Below are 15,819 nucleotides of genomic sequence, written 5' to 3' on the forward strand. Positions count from 1 at the left end.
CGGCAAGGCTAGTCTCACCAGGTGGCATCGTGCGTCTTCTGCGACATCGTGGCGGGGTCGGTGCCCGCCTTCAAGGTCATCGACTCGCCCGACGGGGTGGGTTTCCTCGACACCCGGCCGGTCTTCAAGGGCCACGTGCTGATCGTGCCCCGCGCCCACGTCGTCACCTTCCCCGATCTACCCGCCGGTGACCTGCCCGGATATTTCGGGCTTGTGCAACGGGTCGCCGCCGCCGTCCCCGAGGCGCTGGGCGCTCAGGGGACCTTCGTGGCGAACAACAACGTCGTCTCCCAGTCGGTGGCGCATCTCCACTTCCACGTCGTACCGCGTACGAAGGGGGATGGTCTGCGAGGCTTCTTCTGGCCCCGCACCAAGTACGCGAGCGACGAGGAAGCCGCCGAGTACGCCGCCACGATCGCCGCCAAACTCGGGTAAGGGTTGGCTAACCCCCGGTGTTACATCACCGGATGAAGGGAGTGACCGTGTTCCTGCGGCACAAGAAGCTCGAGCTGATTACCCCCGACCAGGCCCTGCCGGGCCGGCTCCTGGAGATGCCGGTGGCCGACACGCACACCGTGCTCGGCACCCCGCTGAAGGGCCCGTGGCCGGCCGGCCTCGAGGTCGCGGTCTTCGGGATGGGGTGTTTCTGGGGCGCCGAGCGGATCTTCTGGCAGCTGCCGGGCGTCTATTCGACCTCGGTCGGCTACGCGGGCGGATTCACCAAGAACCCGACCTACGAGGAGACCTGCTCCGGTTCGACCGGCCACACCGAGGTGGTCCAGGTCGTCTACGACCCGAGCCAGATCCAGTACGCGGACCTGCTGAAGGCGTTCTGGGAGAACCACGACCCGACCCAGGGCATGCGCCAGGGCAACGACGTCGGCACCCAGTACCGTTCCGCGATCTACACGACCACGGACGAGCAGGCCCGGGTCGCGCAGGCCTCGCTGGAGGCGTTCCAGCCAGTGGTCACGGCAGCCGGCCGCGGCAAGATCACCACCGAGATCGGGCCGCTCACCGCGTACTACTACGCGGAGGACTATCACCAGCAGTACCTCAGTGACAGCAAGAACCCGTACGGCTACTGCAACCACGGCCCCAACGGCATGACCTGCCCGGTCGGGGTGGCGTGCACGGCCGACTAACAGCTCAGTCCGCCTCCCCGCTACTAGAAGCGGTACTCGAAACAACGCAGTGGGGCGCGACAAGGCCATCCACCTGGCAAAACGCGCTGCGAGGCATCCTCTTACACCCCTACTCTAAACGGTTTAGAGTAGGGGTCATGCCTTCCAATCAAGTCGATGCCGCGCTCGCGGCTGCTCCCGCAGCCGTCGGCAAGCTACTGCTTGACGCACCCGAGGATCAGTGGTTCGACCGGAAGGCCGCATCGATCCAGCCCAAGAAGCTGGCCGAAGCGCTTGTAGCCTTCGCGAACGCCGAAGGTGGCACTGTCGTCGTCGGATTGAACCGCCCTGAGGTTCAGGGCCTGAACCGCGTGCATGGCAAGATCAACGACCTCCGGCAGACGCCGATCGCCCTGACTTCGCCGCCCGTCCGCGCCGCGTTCGAAGAAGTTCCGTGCGTCAACAGCGCCGGCGAGAATGACATTCTCCTTGTCATCCGCATTGAACCTGGCGAACGCGTACACGAAACCAGCAGTGGCGAATGCTTTCTCCGTGTCGGGGACGAGAGCCACCGCTTGACCTACATCCAGCGTCGAGAGCTGGAGTTCGACAAAGGCCAGGCACAGTTCGATGGATTCCCAGCCGACGGCGTTTCCTTCACGGAAATCGACGCCGCCCTCGTCGAGGCGTATCAGCGACGGATCGGCGTGAATTCAGGCTCGGTCGTGGACGTCTTCAACGCCCGTAGTCTGCTGACGCTCAAGGGCCAGATCACCAACGCGGGATACCTACTCTTCGGCAAGTCCCCACAGGTCCTCTTCCCGCAAGCCTACATTCGAATAATTCGATTTCTCGGGGTGGAGCGCGGCACGGGAGCCAGGCTGGGCGTCGAGGAAGGTACGGATATTCGGATCGAAGGGTCACTTCCCTGGGCCGTACAACGAGCTAGTGCCGAGATCGAAAGACTGATACCGCAACGACGTTCGCTCTCCTCCAGCGGCCAGTTCGAGGCAACACCTATCGTGCCTCGCGACGCCTGGCTGGAGGGTCTGGTAAATGCAGTGATCCACCGCTCATATAGCCTCTCGGGCGACCACATCCGTGTGGAGATCTATCCGAACCGGATAGAAATCGAGAGCCCCGGAAGATTTCCCGGCTTGGCCAATCCCAACAAACCGCTCGAGATCAGCCGCTTCGCTCGCAACCCACGGATCGCGCGCGTCTGCGCGGATCTGCGCATCGGTTTGGAGCTCGGCGAGGGCATCAAACGAATCTTCGAGGAGATGCGACGTGTCGGCCTGGAAGATCCCGTTTATGTCCAGACGCAGGGAAGTGTGCGTCTGACCTTGGCCGACATTCCCCGTCTCGACCCTCGTATCGAGGCCCGCTTGCCACACGGCAGCCACCGCATACTCGACCTCCTGAGGGCAGCGTCCAACCCCCTGAGCACGGGCGATGTGGCGGCGGCCCTGGGCATGAGCCGGCCGTGGACAATCCTCCGCCTGCGCGCGCTGCAGGATGAGGGACTTCTGACCTGGAACGGCAAGAGCGCCCGCGACCCGCGAGCCGTCTGGGCGTTGAAGGAATAGATCGGCGTACAGCTCTCAACCCTGTTGAGGGCCGACACAGAGGCCGTAACGCCGATGCCCCAACGGCATGACCTGCCCGGTCGGGGTGGCGCGCACGGCCTGACCCAGGTCACAGAGACGGCCCCGGCAATTGCCGGGGCCGGTTTTCATGCCTGGGGGTGTAAAAGATCGACATGTCCCGACATGTTCCGCACACTGGAGATCGACAGCGGTACAGCGGGAGGTGACACGTGCCCACCTTTTACAACCACGATGAACGCGACGCCTGGAATCTCGCGGAGTCTCTGGTCGAGCAGGCCGAGGAGTCGATGCGTGAGGCCGAGCAGGCACTCGAGACCTGGAAGACCGGCAAGGAGATGAACCGGCTGCGCTGCATCCGCAAGGGGATCAGCGAGTCGGACGCGGAGATCCGCTGGTCGGCGTCGACCACCGCGAAGAACGCGATCACCAACAACGGCTTCTATGTCGGACTGGCCACGATGTATTACGGCGCGGCCGCCGCGAACTTTTCGCGGGCGCTCTATCTGCGCAGCCTCGGCGGGCGTCCGATGGCGGCCTAGGAACCCTCCTCCTCGGAGGCCTGGGTCTGCACAGCCGGCGACTGATTGCGGGGCTGCTGGTCGGAGGGCGACGCCGAAGCGGGCGTCGCCAGCGCCAGACCGAGCACGGCGCCGGCGCTGATCAGACCAAGGCCGGCCAGCGAGACGGGTCGGCGGTTCTGCTTCTCCATGGACGAATCCTCCGTATCAACCGGCACTCCAGGGTGGCAGCCGCACCTGTGACGCCGCTGTGCAGAACCTGCCAAACGCTTGGCCTGTATGAAGGTCACCCGTTCGGGCAGTATTAACGGATGGAGATCGCCAGCGAAACAGAGCGTAAATATGACGTCCCCGCCGAGTTTCAGCTGCCCGATCTCGCCGGACGGGCCGGGATCAGCAGTGCCGACGGCGCCGAGACCCACGACCTCGACGCCACCTACTTCGACACCGACGACCTCACCCTGATGCAGAATCGCCGGACACTGCGGCGGCGCACCGGTGGCGGCGACGCCGGATGGCACCTCAAGACGCCGGGTGACAACGGAAGCCGTACGGAACACCGCTTGCCTCTCGACGGCGACGAGGTGCCGGCCGAGCTCACCGCCCAGGTCCGGGCCATCATCCGCCGCCGGGAGCTCAAGCCGATCGCCCGGCTGCGCACCCACCGCGTCGAGACCCCGCTGCGCGACGCCGCCGGCAACACGCTCGCCCTGGTCGCCCAGGACCAGGTGATCGCCGAGCGCGACGGCCACGAGCAGCGCTGGCAGGAGGTCGAGGTCGAGCTGGTCGAAGGCGGCCCCAAACTGCTCGCGGCGGTCGAGAAACTGCTGTTCAAGGCCGGTGCCGCCCCCGCCTCGGGCCCGTCCAAGGTCGCGCGGGCGTTCGGCGACCGGCCCACCGTCACGCCCCCGCCGCCGAGCAGCAACCCCGTGCTCCGGTACGTCCAGGAGCAGCACGACGCCATCACCGGCTACGACCCCGGGGTCCGTCAGGGTGACCCCGAAGCCGTGCACAAGATGCGCGTGGGCACGCGGCGCCTGCGCAGCACCCTGAAGACGTTCAAGCGCTCGTTCCCCGAGGCGGCCGACCTCAACGGCGAGCTCAAGTGGCTGGCCGACCTGCTCGGCCAGGTGCGCGACGGCCAGGTGCAGGAGGGCAAGCTGCTGGCCGGGCTCGACGACGCCGGCGAGCAGTTCGCCCCGGTCGCGGCCCGCATCCGGGCGCACCTCGACGCCCAGGTCGCCGAGGGCCGGGCCGCGCTCGACGAGGCGCTCGAGGGCGAGCGCTACCTCACCCTGCTCGACCGCATCGACCAACTGGCCCGGCAGAAGACGGCCGAGAAGGATCCGATCCGGCGCGCGCGCAAGAGCCTGGCCAAGGCCGACGGGCTGCTCGACGAGGCGCTGGCCCACGGCGAGGACCACGAGCTGCACGACGCCCGCAAGGCCTACAAGCGGGCCCGGTACGCCGTCGAGGTGTTCGAGCCGGAGGCCGGCAAACCCGCCAAGAAGCTGGTCAAGGCGCTGACCGATCTGCAGGACGTGCTCGGTGCGCACCAGGATTCGGTGGTCGCCCGCGAGCTTCTGCACGAGCTGGGGCAGGACAGCTTCTGGTTCGGCGTCCTGTGGGCCCGGCAGGAGCAGGTGGGCAAGGACACGTACGGGGAATTGCCGGTCGTCGTCGAAAAGTCGCGAAAAGCGAAGCTTCGCACGTGGCTGAACTGATTGTTCACCTACCGGCTCGTTGAATTGTCACCCTGCGTGGGTATGTAGTCATGCCATGCAGGCGGAGCACAACGGTCAGGTGAACGACGTCGACTCGACCACCGAGCCGTACGACGGGCCGGTCGCGGAACTGGGCGGATACCGGGTCGCGGACGACGATGACGACGACCCGGTGCTGCTCAACGCGGACGGGTCGCCGGTCGACACCTGGCGTGAGGAATACCCGTACGACGAACGGATGGCCCGCCAGGAGTACGACCACCACAAGAGGCTGCTCCAGATCGAGCTGCTGAAGCTGCAGAACTGGTGCAAGAGCAGCGGCGAGCGTCTCGTGATCCTGTTCGAGGGGCGGGACGCGGCCGGTAAAGGTGGCACGATCAAGCGGTTCATGGAGCATCTGAACCCCCGCGGCGCCTCGGTGGTCGCGCTCGAGAAGCCGAACGAGCGCGAGGGCACGCAGTGGTATTTCCAGCGCTACATCAGCCACCTGCCCGCGGCCGGTGAGATCGTGCTGTTCGACCGTTCCTGGTACAACCGGGCCGGCGTCGAGCGCGTCATGGGCTACTGCACCCGCCAGGAATACCTCGAGTTCATGCGCCAGGCCCCCGAGCTCGAGCGCATGCTGGTCCGCTCCGGCGTCCACCTGGTCAAGTTCTGGTTCTCGGTGACCCAGGGCGAACAGCGCACCCGCTTCGCCATCCGGCAGGTCGACCCCGTGCGGCAGTGGAAGCTCTCGCCCAACGACCTCGCGTCGCTCGACAAGTGGGGCGATTACACCGAGGCCAAGGAGGCGATGTTCTTCTACACCGACACCGCCGACGCGCCGTGGACCGTGGTGAAGAGCAACGACAAGAAGCGCGCCCGGGTCGAGGCGATGCGGCACGTGCTCAACCGCTTCGACTACGACAACAAGGACGAGGAGCTCGTCGGCCGTCCTGACCCGCTGATCGTGGGCCCGGCCGCGCTCGCCGTCGAGGGCACCGAGATGTCGCCCCGGGTGTTCCCGCGTCTGTAGCCGTCGGCCCGGATATTCCCGCGCCGGTAGTGATTCAAAAAGTGTTGGCGGGGCGCCCCTCCCATGGTTAACGTGGCCGTACACGTGAAGGGAGGTGGTCCGAAGTTGTATAGCAACGGGACTCGTGAGGTGGCTGTCCGCTAGCCGCTGTCCTCGACAGCTTCGTAGTTGTAGTACGTCGAGACCGTGTGGCAGCGGTGCGGCGAATTTCAGGTAGCCACCCGACCCCTGGGGATCCGGCCTTGTCCGACCGGACCGTGCATACGTGTGCGGAAGTCCCCAGGGGTCGCTTCATTTCCGGGGGTTTTCGGTGCGCGAGTTGGTGTTGCTCGGCACGGCCAGTCAGGTCCCGACCCGGCTTCGCAACCACAACGGATACCTGCTGCGCTGGGACGACGAGGTGATCCTGTTCGACCCGGGCGAGGGCACCCAGCGCCAGATGCTGATGGCGGGCCTCGCGGTCACCCCGTTGCGGCGGATCTGCATCACCCACTTCCACGGCGATCACAGCCTCGGCCTGCCCGGCATTCTGCAGCGCATCTCGCTCGACAAGGTGCCGCACCCGGTGACGGTCCACTACCCGGCCGCCGGCCAGGAGTTCTACGACCGGCTGCGCCATGCCACCAGCTACTGGGACAACGCCTCCATCGTCGCCGCGCCCGTCTCCGGTTCCTCCTGGTCCGCTCCCACACCGGCGGGCCGGCTCACGGCGCTGCCTCTCCGACATTCCCTTCCCACGTACGGGTACCGGTTGGACGAGCCGAGCGGACGGCGCATGGTTCCGGCCCTTCTGGCCGCCCACGGCATCGCCGGGCCCGCGGTCGGCGAGTTGCAGCGGGCCGGACGGATCGGTGACGTGACCCTCGACCAGGTGAGCGTCGACCGGCCCGGGCAGAGCTTCGCCTTCATCATGGACACCGGGCTGTGCGACAACGTCTACGCGCTGGCGGCCGGGGTCGACCTGCTCGTCATCGAGTCGACCTTCCTCACCGAGGACGCCGACATGGCCGAGCAGGTGGGGCATCTGACGGCAGCGCAGGCGGGCGAGGTGGCGCGGGCCTCCGGCGTACGGAAACTGGTGTTGACCCATTTCTCGCAGCGCTATCAGGACGCGTCGCGGTTCCTCGACGAGGCGCGGGCCTCGTTCGACGGCGAGATCGTGGTCGGTGCCGACCTCGGGCGGGTCCCCGTGCCCCCGCGGCGGGAGGTTACCGTCGCCTGATGGACGTCTCCCTGCGTACGGCATCGGAATCTGACCTTGTCGCCGTGGGGGCGGTGCATCAGAGCTCCCGGGTGGCGGCCTATGCGGGCATTCTGCCGGCGGCGACGCTGGAGCTGCGCACCGCTGAGGCCTTCGGGGAGTGGTGGAGCGAGCGGTATCGCTGGGAGCGGGAGACGCATCGGATGACGGTCGCGGTTTCCGCTTCGGCCGTTGTCGGCTTCACCTATGTCGGGCTGTCGGAGACGCCGGGAGCCACCGAGCTGTACGCCATCCACGTGCTGCCGTCGCTGGTCGGGACCGGGGTGGGGCGGCTGCTGATGGTGGATGCGTTGTCGGCGCTGGCGTCGTTCGGGGAGCCGCGGGCCGTGCTGTGGGTGCTGGCCGCCAACACGCGGGCGCGCAAGTTCTATGAGGCCGGGGGCTGGACGCTCGACGGCGCGACCCGGCGCGAGCCGGTGAACGGTGAGCCGGTCGATCAACTCCGTTACACGCGGACGTTGACCGGCGCTCAAGCTTTGGTTAGCCTACCCTAACTACGGACGCCGCCCAGGCCGCCACGATCCGGGATCGTCCGTTTGTGGATGATGCGTGTCCGCTGTCACGGCCGGCGCATCGACCTTGAATCGGCGCGCCCGGTCTTGCCGGGGCGGGCGCGCCGGTTTCTTCCATCGGCTTGCTCTCACCGGCTCTCTGCCTGGACTTTCTCCCGGCGCGGTCGGCTCTCGCACTCAACGCGGCCGGCCTGGTTCTTACCACGGCTGACCTGGTGTTACCGCGGTTGATTTCTCGCTCGCGGGCGGGTGGGGGCGGGCATTCGGGTTGGCTGGGCGGGAGCGTGGGGCCGATGTGGAACGGGGGAACCTGTGGTCCCACGCTCCCGCCAACCGTCCCGCCCGAACCGGGGGCGCGTCTGGCCGGAGACGCTGGACCGACGGAGGCGTGCCGGTCCTGTCCGATTCAAGGGCGGGTCCTGAGGCGGGGAGGTCGCGACGCTGGCGGGGCGCAGCGGAACTCACCGCCGGACGACGTCATCCCGGGCCGGGTAGCCATGGCCTGCCGGGGGAGGTCAAGCTGACGGGCGACGTCGGTGGCTCGATGGAGTTGTCTAGTCGAAGTAGCCGCGGTTCGGCGTACGGCGGTCGTCGTGCCCCGCCCGCAACCCCGGCATGGCCCTGATGCTGTTGAGGTCGTGACGGATGGTCCACGCTTCCCGCCAGGGCCGGCGGGAGGCGGCGTCGGCCCGTTCGGCGAGCCGCCGCGGTGCACACGGCCAGCGCCATCCACACCAGACACACGAACCGTCCTCGTCCGGCTCCGCATGCCGCCCGAGCATCTGCTGGGCATCCCGCCACAACAGGCGGTCCACGATCTCGTTCGGCATCTCGGCCAGCAACTCGTTCGGCATCTCGGCCAGCATCTCGGTCGGCATCGACTGGTCGGCGATGACCATTTCCCTTACCCCTCCGTCGGCGTTTCGGGTGTCGGTCGGGTCGTCCGTCACGACCCATACAACCGCGGGGCACCATCCTCCGGTCGGACTTTCTGTGCGATTAACGCGACCCAGAGTGACGACCTGGTGTCGCGGCATTTGCACACGTCTGCGTTCCCAGGCCTTTACGGTGTCCGCCCGATGTGGAGCTTCTACGCGGTTTACGCCTTTTACGTCGAGCTCGCGATGTTCGCCGTGGGCGGACGGTGGGCGGGCATCGAGGCCGGTCGGGGGCGTGTTGAAGCACTCATGGATACCGAACACACGGGTGTCGATTCCGGGGCACTCGATGCCTACAGCCGTGTGGTGACCGGCGTCGCCACCAAGCTCCTGCCGTCGGTCGCGGCCCTTTCCGTGCGGAGTTCGCGCGGCCAGGGCGCCGGCTCGGCGGTCACCTTCACCGACGACGGTTTTCTTCTGACCAACGCCCACGTGGTCGCCGGGGCGAACGGCGGCACGGCCGACTTCGCCGACGGCACCGAAACCCGCTTCGACGTGGTCGGGGCGGACCCCCTTTCCGACCTGGCCGTCGTGCGCGTGCACCATCCGGGCGCACCCGCCGCCCCGCTGGGCAACGCCGACGACCTCAAGATCGGCCAGCTGGTCGTGGCCGTGGGCAACCCGATGGGCCTGGCCGGCTCGGTCACGGCCGGCGTCGTCTCGGGCCTGGGCCGCTCACTCCCGGCCCGCGACGGCCGCCGCATCCGCATCATCGACAGCGTCATCCAGACCGACGCGGCCCTCAACCCGGGAAACTCCGGCGGCGCCCTGGCCGACTCGACCGGAACGGTGGTCGGCATCAACACCGCCGTCGCCGGTTACGGCCTGGGCCTGGCCGTCCCGATCAACTCCACCACCCGCGCGATCATCGGCGACCTGGTGGCCAACGGCCGCGTCCGCCGGGCCTGGCTGGGCGTGGCCGGCGTCCCCGCTCCCCTGCCGCCCGCGCTGGCCGAGCGGCTGGGCCAGAAGCTGGGCCTGCGCGTGGTCGAGGTCGTCCCCGGAAGCCCCGCCGGAGCCGCCGGCATCTACTTGGGCGACATCCTCATCACGGCCGGCGGCCAGTCCACCCAGAGCGTCCAGGCGTTGCAGCGCTTGATGTTGGGCCCCGCGATCGGCACCAACCTCCCGATCACCCTGCTACGCAAGAACGCCCTGGTAGACGTCGTAACCGTCCCCGCCGAACTCGACTGACCATCCGCCGGCCGCCGTCCTGGTCGACCGGTTGACCGTCCCTGTCCGAACTCAACTGATCGCCCCGCCTGTCGCCGCCGTGACCGACCGGCAACCGTCCCCCGCCGAACTCGACCGACCGTCCCGCCTCGCCGCACCGGCCACGCGGCCCTGCCATACTCCATCGCATGATCGCTCCCGGCGAGGCGGGAAGCCTCCTGCTCGTGGCCATAGTGGACTTCGCCCCCACGCACCCCGCCGAGGGCAAGCGATACGAGGACGCTGTGCTGGCCCTGCTCCCCCGCCACGGCGGCGCGCTCGAGCAACGCCTACCGAGCACAGACGCCACTTCCGAGGTCCACGTGATCCGCTTCGACTCCCGAGCCGGCTACGAGTCCTTCATGCAGGACCCCGACCGCCAGTCCCTGCGAACCACCCTGGGCGACGCCGCTCCCACGACCCGCGTGATCGAGGTAGCGGACCCGCGTCCCCACGCCGCTTGACGCCCACCAGCAGCCACAGCCCGCCCGGTTCGCCCCTCTTGTGCACGGCCGCCAATCTCGGTTCCGCGCGAACTCAGCTCGTCCGTCAGAAACGGCCGCCGCCTCCCCTCCGACCGCCGCCACCACCACCGCCGGACGTGCGACGACCCCGTGAGCCGCTGCCCCCAAAGCCGCCGCCGCGATAGCCGCCACCGCGGGAATGTCCGCCGCCGGACAGGATGCCGCCCAGCACCGCGCCGGCGAACGCGCCCGCGTCGAAGCCGCCCGACTGCCCCGGACCGCCGCCCCAGCCGGACCCGCCGCCTCCCCAGCGCTGCACATCGAGCCGGGCGGCCTGGCCCGCGTTCGCCGCGAGACGGCGCGCCTGGCGGGCCTCGGCCAGAGCAGCCGCCGGGTCGGTGCCGGCCAGGCTCTCGGCCACCGACAGATGCCGCAACGCCTCGGACAGCGTCGCCCGCGCACCGGAGTCGACCGCGCCCCGACGGGTGGTGATGAAGTCGTTGGTCGCGGCCACCTCGGCTCGCGCCACCGGCAGTTCCTGGGCCAGCAGCCCACGATCGTGCGCCAGCCGCTCGGCCACGTCGCGCGCCTCGGCCAGGGCCGCGTCGAGGGCGGCGTCGGCTGCCTGCAGCTTCGCCACCGCCTCGACCGGATCGGGCCGGGACACCGCCAGCGCCGTCGTGACCTCGGCCAGCGCCTGCTCTCCACCCGAGATCGCCGACGCCAGCCCCGCCGGAGCCGCCCCGCCCGCCAGCATCGCGGCCCGCCCCGCGGCGATCTCCCCGGTGATCTCGACGATCAACGCCTCGGCCGCGGCGCGCGCCCCCGGCAGGTCGGAAGCCGTCCGCTCGACGGCCACCACCAGCTGCTCAGCCTGATCCACCGCCTGCTCCGCGGCCCGCACAGCGAGAGCCGCCTCGGCCCGATCCCCACCCGGCACAGCGCCACCGCCAGCAGAACCGCCGACCGCGCCACCAGCAGAGCCGCCCGACACACCGCCAGCAGACTCGCCCGCGCCGCCAGCAGAACCGCCCGCCGGGCTACTAGCGGCCGCAGCGCCATCACTGCCGCCCGCGTTCGCGTCGGCAAGGGCCTCGCGGGCCGTTCCCAGGGCGGAGGCCGCGAAGGACAACCGTTCACGGGCCTGGTCCACGTTGGTGGCTATCGCGGTTACCCCGCGGCCGGACCAGGCGGTGAGCACCTGCTGGGCGGTGGCCTCGGTCGCCGGCAGCGCGGCCTCGACGGCGGCCCTCCGCTTGTCGATCTCGTCGGCGGCTTCGGCGGCGCGACCCTCCAGGTCACGCAGCCGGTCGAACGCCTCGGATTCGGCGTCGAGCCGGTCGTCCGCCGTACGGCAAAGCTCGATGATCTTTGTCAGTGTCTCGCGACGCCGGGGCTCGTCGGGCGCGGGCTCCTCGTCGAGGGTCATGCGCAGCCGGAAGGCCTCGGCCACGTCACGCCGGGACGACTCCAACGCGGCCTGGAACGGCGCCGTCGCCGCACTGCCGTACTGCGCGGCCGCCAGCCCCAGCTCCCGCTCGCCGGCCCGCAGATCGTCGTCGAGCTCGATCAGCAACGCGTTCGCCTGGTTGGTCAGCTCGTCGAGGCTGGGTCCGACCGGCGCCGGCGGCCCCGCGGGAGCGCCGGCCGGGGCGGGCCGGCGCCGTCGCTTGAGCCAGAACCACGCGACCGCCACGATCACGACCAGCACGATGACGAGCCACACCCAGCCGAAGCCGCCGGGACTCGCCGCATCGGCATAGCCCTCGGCCCCGGCGATCACCGCGCCCGACCAGTCGTTCCGGCTCAGCGCGGGCTCGATGTTCTTCTCGGCGACGTCGGCCAGCTCGCCCTGGCTCAGTCGGGAGTCGTCGGGGAACGAATATGCGTACGCCCGGTCGCCGACCGCCACCGCCAGCAGCGCGTCGCGGTCGCCGAGGTCGCTGAGGCGGGCCGTCTCGTCGGTCCACTGCTGCGCCGGGGTGCCGTCGAACGACTCGACCATGACCACGAACAGCTGGATGCCGGTCTTGTCCTGCAGGTCGGTGAGCGCCGTGTCGACCGCACCCCGGTTGTTGAGCACCCCGGCCTGATCGGTGACCTGGGTGGCGAGCCTCTCGGGCGCCTGGGCCACGGCCGGCCCCGCCAGGAGCACGGCAGCGGCCGCAGCCACCAGGGGTAGAACGAGCAGTCGGCGCAGCTTCGATGTCACCAGCCCAACCTAGGCCCCCGAGCCCGCCGCGTCTTCCTCGATCCCAGCTCTGTGGATAACCCGGAAACGCCTCCGTGGGGGCCTGTGGACAAGCAGGTCGGGCGCGGGTCGCACTGTTTTAGGGTGGAGGCCCCCTGGTCGGGTGGGCCGGGGAAGTTGAGGGGACGAAACGGACTTAAAGGTGACTCGCGATGATGGGTGGGGGTGCGGCGATCGGAACGAAAAGGGCCGGCACAACTGACAGCTGCGCCGGCCCGGGAAGAACAACAAAGCGGAACTACGAGAGGTGCACCAGGAGGTCCTGCCGGGTCAGCACACCCGCCGGCTTGCCGTCGACCAGGACCATCGCGGCGTCGGACTTCTCCAGCAGCGCCACCGCCTCGCTCACCGGCTGGCCTCCGCCGATCATCGGGAGCGGCTCTCCCATGTGGCGCTCTATCGTGTCGTGCAGGTGGGCCTGGCCCGTGAACAGCGCGTCCAGCAGGGCCTTCTCCGCGATCGAACCGGCCACCTCGCCGGTGACGACCGGGGGCTCGGCCTTGAGCACGGGCAGCTGGGAGACGCCGTACTCGCGCATGTAGTCGATCGCGTCGCGGACCGTCTCGGTGGGGTGGACGTGGATCAGCGGCGGCATCGTGCCGCCCTTGCCCTCCAGCGCGTCGGCCACCGTGGGGGCGCCGTCGAGCGTACGGAGGAAGCCGTAACGGGCCATCCAGTCGTCGTTGAAGATCTTGGACAGGTAGCCCCGGCCGCCGTCGGGGAGCAGGACCACGACCACGTCTCCGGCGGCGGCGCGGCGGGCCACCTCGAGCGCGGCCACCACGGCCATGCCGCACGAGCCGCCGACCAGCAGGCCTTCCTCGCGGGCGAGGCGTCGGGTCATCTCGAACGAGTCCGAGTCGGAGACCTCGATGATCTCGTCGCAGATCTCCCGGTCGTACGTGGTGGGCCAGAAGTCCTCACCCACGCCCTCGACCAGGTAGGGACGCCCGGTGCCACCGGAGTAGACCGAGCCCTCGGGGTCGGCGCCCACGACGCGTACGGAACCCTGTTCTTTCAGATAGCGCCCGACGCCGGTGATCGTGCCGCCGGTGCCGACGCCCGCGACGAAGTGCGTGATCCGGCCGTCGGTCTGTTTCCACAGCTCGGGACCGGTCTCCTCGTAGTGGGAGCGCGGGTTGGCGGGGTTGCTGTACTGGTCGGGCTTCCACGCGCCGGGCACTTCACGGGCGAGACGGTCGGAGACGTTGTAATAGGAGCGGGGGTCTTCCGGGGCGACCGCGGTGGGGCAGACGACCACATCGGCCCCGTACGCCTTGAGGACGTTCCGCTTGTCCTCGCTGACCTTGTCGGGGCAGACGAAGATGCACTTGTAGCCGCGTTGCTGGGCCACCAGCGCGAGGCCGACCCCGGTGTTGCCGCTGGTCGGCTCGACGATGGTGCCACCGGGCTTCAGCAGGCCGGCCTGTTCGGCGTCGAGCACCATCCGCAGGGCGATCCGGTCTTTGACCGAGCCACCGGGATTGAAGTATTCGACCTTGGCCAGCACCGTGGCGCTGATGCCCTCGGTGACCTTGTTCAGCTTGACCAGGGGGGTGTCCCCGATGATGTCGACGACGTTGTCGTAGTAGCGCACGTCTTAGGGTACGACGATCCTGTCCTGGCCCCTCTCCCACTCCAGGAAGCGCTCCGTTTCGGCCAGCACCGAGCCGGCCAGCCAGGCGACCATCACGGCGTCGTCGGCCAGCCCGACGACCAGCAGGAACGCCTCGGGGATGACGTCGATCGGGGAGAGTACGTACGCCGTGGCCGCCGCCATCATGGCCAGGCGCATCCCGCCGTCGTACTGACCGCGGGTGGTCGCTTTCATCATGCGCGGGATCGCCGCGATGCGGGTGGACAGGGAGGGCCCGCCGCGGGCCCCCGCCACGAGGGACTTGGCCAGCGCGGTGAACGCCGCCGTCCGTTTCAGCGTCTTCGCCATGCTGTTCTCCTTCCGGTCACTCCAGCATGACTTGAACGCGCCATGATTGCCTCTCGCCGCCGCGCGATAGCCTCGAATTCCCTGCCGGCTTCTGATCTTCGAGACCGTTTTTGATCTTCGAAGGCGGAGTCTGAACTTCGAGGACCGGGCATGAGCCCGGGTCGAGCGACAGCGAGGGAGCCTGTGAGCACCATTCAGATCACCGCGGAGGACCGACGCCGGATCAAACTGGCCGGTCAGATTCTCGGCGGCGTGACGGGCGCCTTGGCCACGGTGACCGCCGTTTCGGCGGGCCTGCTGCTGAGGCAGGCTGCGAAGGCGCGCCGGATCATCCCGATGGCTGAGGCGCCACCCCCGCGGGGCGACGGCCTCTATGGCGGGAAGTTCGGCGGCAAGGCGATCAGCATGGTCATTCTGGGTGACTCGACCGCCGCCGGGTACGGCGTGCACCGTCCCCGCGAGACGCCGGGAGCGCTGCTGGCCACCGGCGTGTCGCGGCGACTGCACCGGCCCGTACGCCTGCATCGCCTGGCCGTGGTCGGGTCGATGTCGTCCGGCCTGCCCTATCAGGTGGACGCCGCCCTGGAATACGAGCCGGACGTCGCCGTCATCCTGATCGGCGGCAACGACGTGACCCACGTGTCGGACCGGGCCGGCGCCGTCCGCCATCTGGGCGAGGCCGTGCGCCGTCTGCGCGACGCCGGCTGCAAGGTCGTCGTCGGCACGTGCCCCGACATCGGCGCCATCCAGCCGATCAAGCCGCCGCTGCGCTGGCTGGCCCGCAAGTGGAGCCGTGACCTGGCGGCCGCGCAGACCGTGGCGGTGGTCGAGGCCGGCGGCCGTACGGTGTCGATCGGTGGCCTGCTCGGGCCCATGTTCGAGGCCGACCCGCTCCGCATGTTCGGCGCCGACCGCTTCCACCCGTCCACCGAGGGCTACGCGAGGGCCGCCGCCGTGGTGATGCCGACCCTGATGGCCGTGCTCGGCGAGGACGACCGCACGGTTCTACCGGCCGCCGACGGGGTACGCAATCTGGAGCAGGCCGCGCAGGAGGCGGTCCAGGCGCCGGGCACTGAGGTCAGCGCCGCGGGCCGGTGGGCGGTGCTGCGCCGGCATCCGTGGTTCGGCGAACCGCGCACCTGGTTCGGTCACCGCGCGGCGACGTCGCCGACGGTGGAGTCCCCGACCGTTCCCAGCGGCCGCTCGGCTTCGAGCGCCGTAGGGTGGACCCCAGAGGATCACTAG

General features: G+C 69.2%; 16 protein-coding genes. 11 read left to right on the forward strand and 5 right to left on the reverse strand.

All coding sequences use genetic code 11. From position 1 onward, the window contains the following. Nucleotides 1–21: 21 nt before the first annotated feature. The 4 genes from JIG36_RS49030 (at nt 22) to JIG36_RS49045 (ending at nt 3,273) form a co-directional block, all read left to right on the forward strand. Nucleotides 22–435, forward strand: coding sequence for an HIT family protein (locus JIG36_RS49030; RefSeq protein WP_203383819.1), 414 nt, complete (start codon nt 22–24; stop codon nt 433–435). A gap of 47 nt (nt 436–482) precedes the next feature. Next, a complete protein-coding gene (msrA, locus tag JIG36_RS49035) occupies nt 483–1,145 on the forward strand; it encodes a peptide-methionine (S)-S-oxide reductase MsrA (RefSeq protein WP_203383862.1) in 663 nt (220 codons plus the stop codon). Nucleotides 1,146–1,282: 137 nt separating this feature from the next. Then, nucleotides 1,283–2,713 (forward strand): ATP-binding protein, encoded by a 1,431-nt coding sequence (locus JIG36_RS49040; RefSeq protein WP_203383820.1) that lies wholly within the window; start codon nt 1,283–1,285, stop codon nt 2,711–2,713. Nucleotides 2,714–2,943: 230 nt separating this feature from the next. Next, nucleotides 2,944–3,273, forward strand: a complete 330-nt coding sequence (locus tag JIG36_RS49045; protein WP_203383821.1) for a hypothetical protein — start codon at nt 2,944–2,946, stop codon at nt 3,271–3,273. Here the strand turns inward: JIG36_RS49045 and JIG36_RS49050 are convergent. After that, nucleotides 3,270–3,443 (reverse strand): hypothetical protein, encoded by a 174-nt coding sequence (locus tag JIG36_RS49050; protein WP_203383822.1) that lies wholly within the window; start codon nt 3,441–3,443, stop codon nt 3,270–3,272. The two genes, JIG36_RS49045 and JIG36_RS49050, sit on opposite strands and share 4 nt — an antisense overlap. Nucleotides 3,444–3,563: 120 nt before the next feature. On the opposite strand from JIG36_RS49050, the gene JIG36_RS49055 reads away from it, so the two are divergent. The 4 genes from JIG36_RS49055 (at nt 3,564) to JIG36_RS49070 (ending at nt 7,746) form a co-directional block, all read left to right on the forward strand. Next, nucleotides 3,564–4,976, forward strand: coding sequence for a CYTH and CHAD domain-containing protein (locus tag JIG36_RS49055; protein WP_203383823.1), 1,413 nt, complete (start codon nt 3,564–3,566; stop codon nt 4,974–4,976). A gap of 55 nt (nt 4,977–5,031) precedes the next feature. Beyond that, nucleotides 5,032–5,991, forward strand: a complete 960-nt coding sequence (gene ppk2 / locus JIG36_RS49060) for a polyphosphate kinase 2 (protein WP_203383824.1) — start codon at nt 5,032–5,034, stop codon at nt 5,989–5,991. 310 nt (nt 5,992–6,301) lie between these two features. Beyond that, nucleotides 6,302–7,213 carry a ribonuclease Z gene (locus JIG36_RS49065; protein ID WP_203383825.1) on the forward strand — a complete coding sequence of 304 codons (912 nt, stop codon included), beginning with the start codon at nt 6,302–6,304 and terminating at the stop codon, nt 7,211–7,213. Beyond that, nucleotides 7,213–7,746 carry a GNAT family N-acetyltransferase gene (locus JIG36_RS49070; RefSeq protein WP_203383826.1) on the forward strand — a complete coding sequence of 178 codons (534 nt, stop codon included), beginning with the start codon at nt 7,213–7,215 and terminating at the stop codon, nt 7,744–7,746. Before JIG36_RS49065 ends, JIG36_RS49070 begins: the two co-directional genes overlap by 1 nt. Before the next feature lie 572 nt (nt 7,747–8,318). On the opposite strand, the gene JIG36_RS49075 is transcribed toward JIG36_RS49070, so the two are convergent. Next, complete coding sequence (locus JIG36_RS49075) at nt 8,319–8,663, reverse strand: hypothetical protein (RefSeq protein WP_236049972.1); 345 nt, start codon at nt 8,661–8,663, stop codon at nt 8,319–8,321. Between the two features lie 288 nt (nt 8,664–8,951). Here JIG36_RS49075 and JIG36_RS49080 point away from each other — a divergent pair, with 288 nt between their 5' ends. Together JIG36_RS49080 and JIG36_RS49085 are read left to right on the forward strand one after the other, a co-directional pair. After that, nucleotides 8,952–9,896: a S1C family serine protease gene (locus JIG36_RS49080; RefSeq protein WP_203383827.1), complete on the forward strand. Its 945-nt coding sequence runs from the start codon at nt 8,952–8,954 to the stop codon at nt 9,894–9,896. A 167-nt stretch (nt 9,897–10,063) separates the two neighbouring features. Continuing rightward, entirely contained in the window at nt 10,064–10,378 is a 315-nt protein-coding gene (locus tag JIG36_RS49085; RefSeq protein WP_203383828.1) for a DUF1330 domain-containing protein, read from the forward strand. Nucleotides 10,379–10,463: 85 nt separating this feature from the next. Here JIG36_RS49085 and JIG36_RS49090 read toward each other — a convergent pair whose 3' ends face one another. From JIG36_RS49090 to JIG36_RS49100, 3 genes are all read right to left on the reverse strand, one after another. Beyond that, nucleotides 10,464–12,590, reverse strand: coding sequence for a TPM domain-containing protein (locus tag JIG36_RS49090; protein ID WP_307873230.1), 2,127 nt, complete (start codon nt 12,588–12,590; stop codon nt 10,464–10,466). Nucleotides 12,591–12,867: 277 nt separating this feature from the next. Continuing rightward, nucleotides 12,868–14,226 (reverse strand): cystathionine beta-synthase, encoded by a 1,359-nt coding sequence (locus JIG36_RS49095; RefSeq protein ID WP_203383829.1) that lies wholly within the window; start codon nt 14,224–14,226, stop codon nt 12,868–12,870. A gap of 3 nt (nt 14,227–14,229) precedes the next feature. Then, nucleotides 14,230–14,574 (reverse strand): YkvA family protein, encoded by a 345-nt coding sequence (locus JIG36_RS49100; protein WP_203383830.1) that lies wholly within the window; start codon nt 14,572–14,574, stop codon nt 14,230–14,232. Between the two features lie 183 nt (nt 14,575–14,757). On the opposite strand from JIG36_RS49100, the gene JIG36_RS49105 reads away from it, so the two are divergent. Beyond that, entirely contained in the window at nt 14,758–15,819 is a 1,062-nt protein-coding gene (locus JIG36_RS49105) for an SGNH/GDSL hydrolase family protein (protein WP_438870815.1), read from the forward strand.

It is taken from the genome of Paractinoplanes ovalisporus (assembly GCF_016834655.1).
Classification (GTDB): domain Bacteria; phylum Actinomycetota; class Actinomycetes; order Mycobacteriales; family Micromonosporaceae; genus Actinoplanes; species Actinoplanes ovalisporus.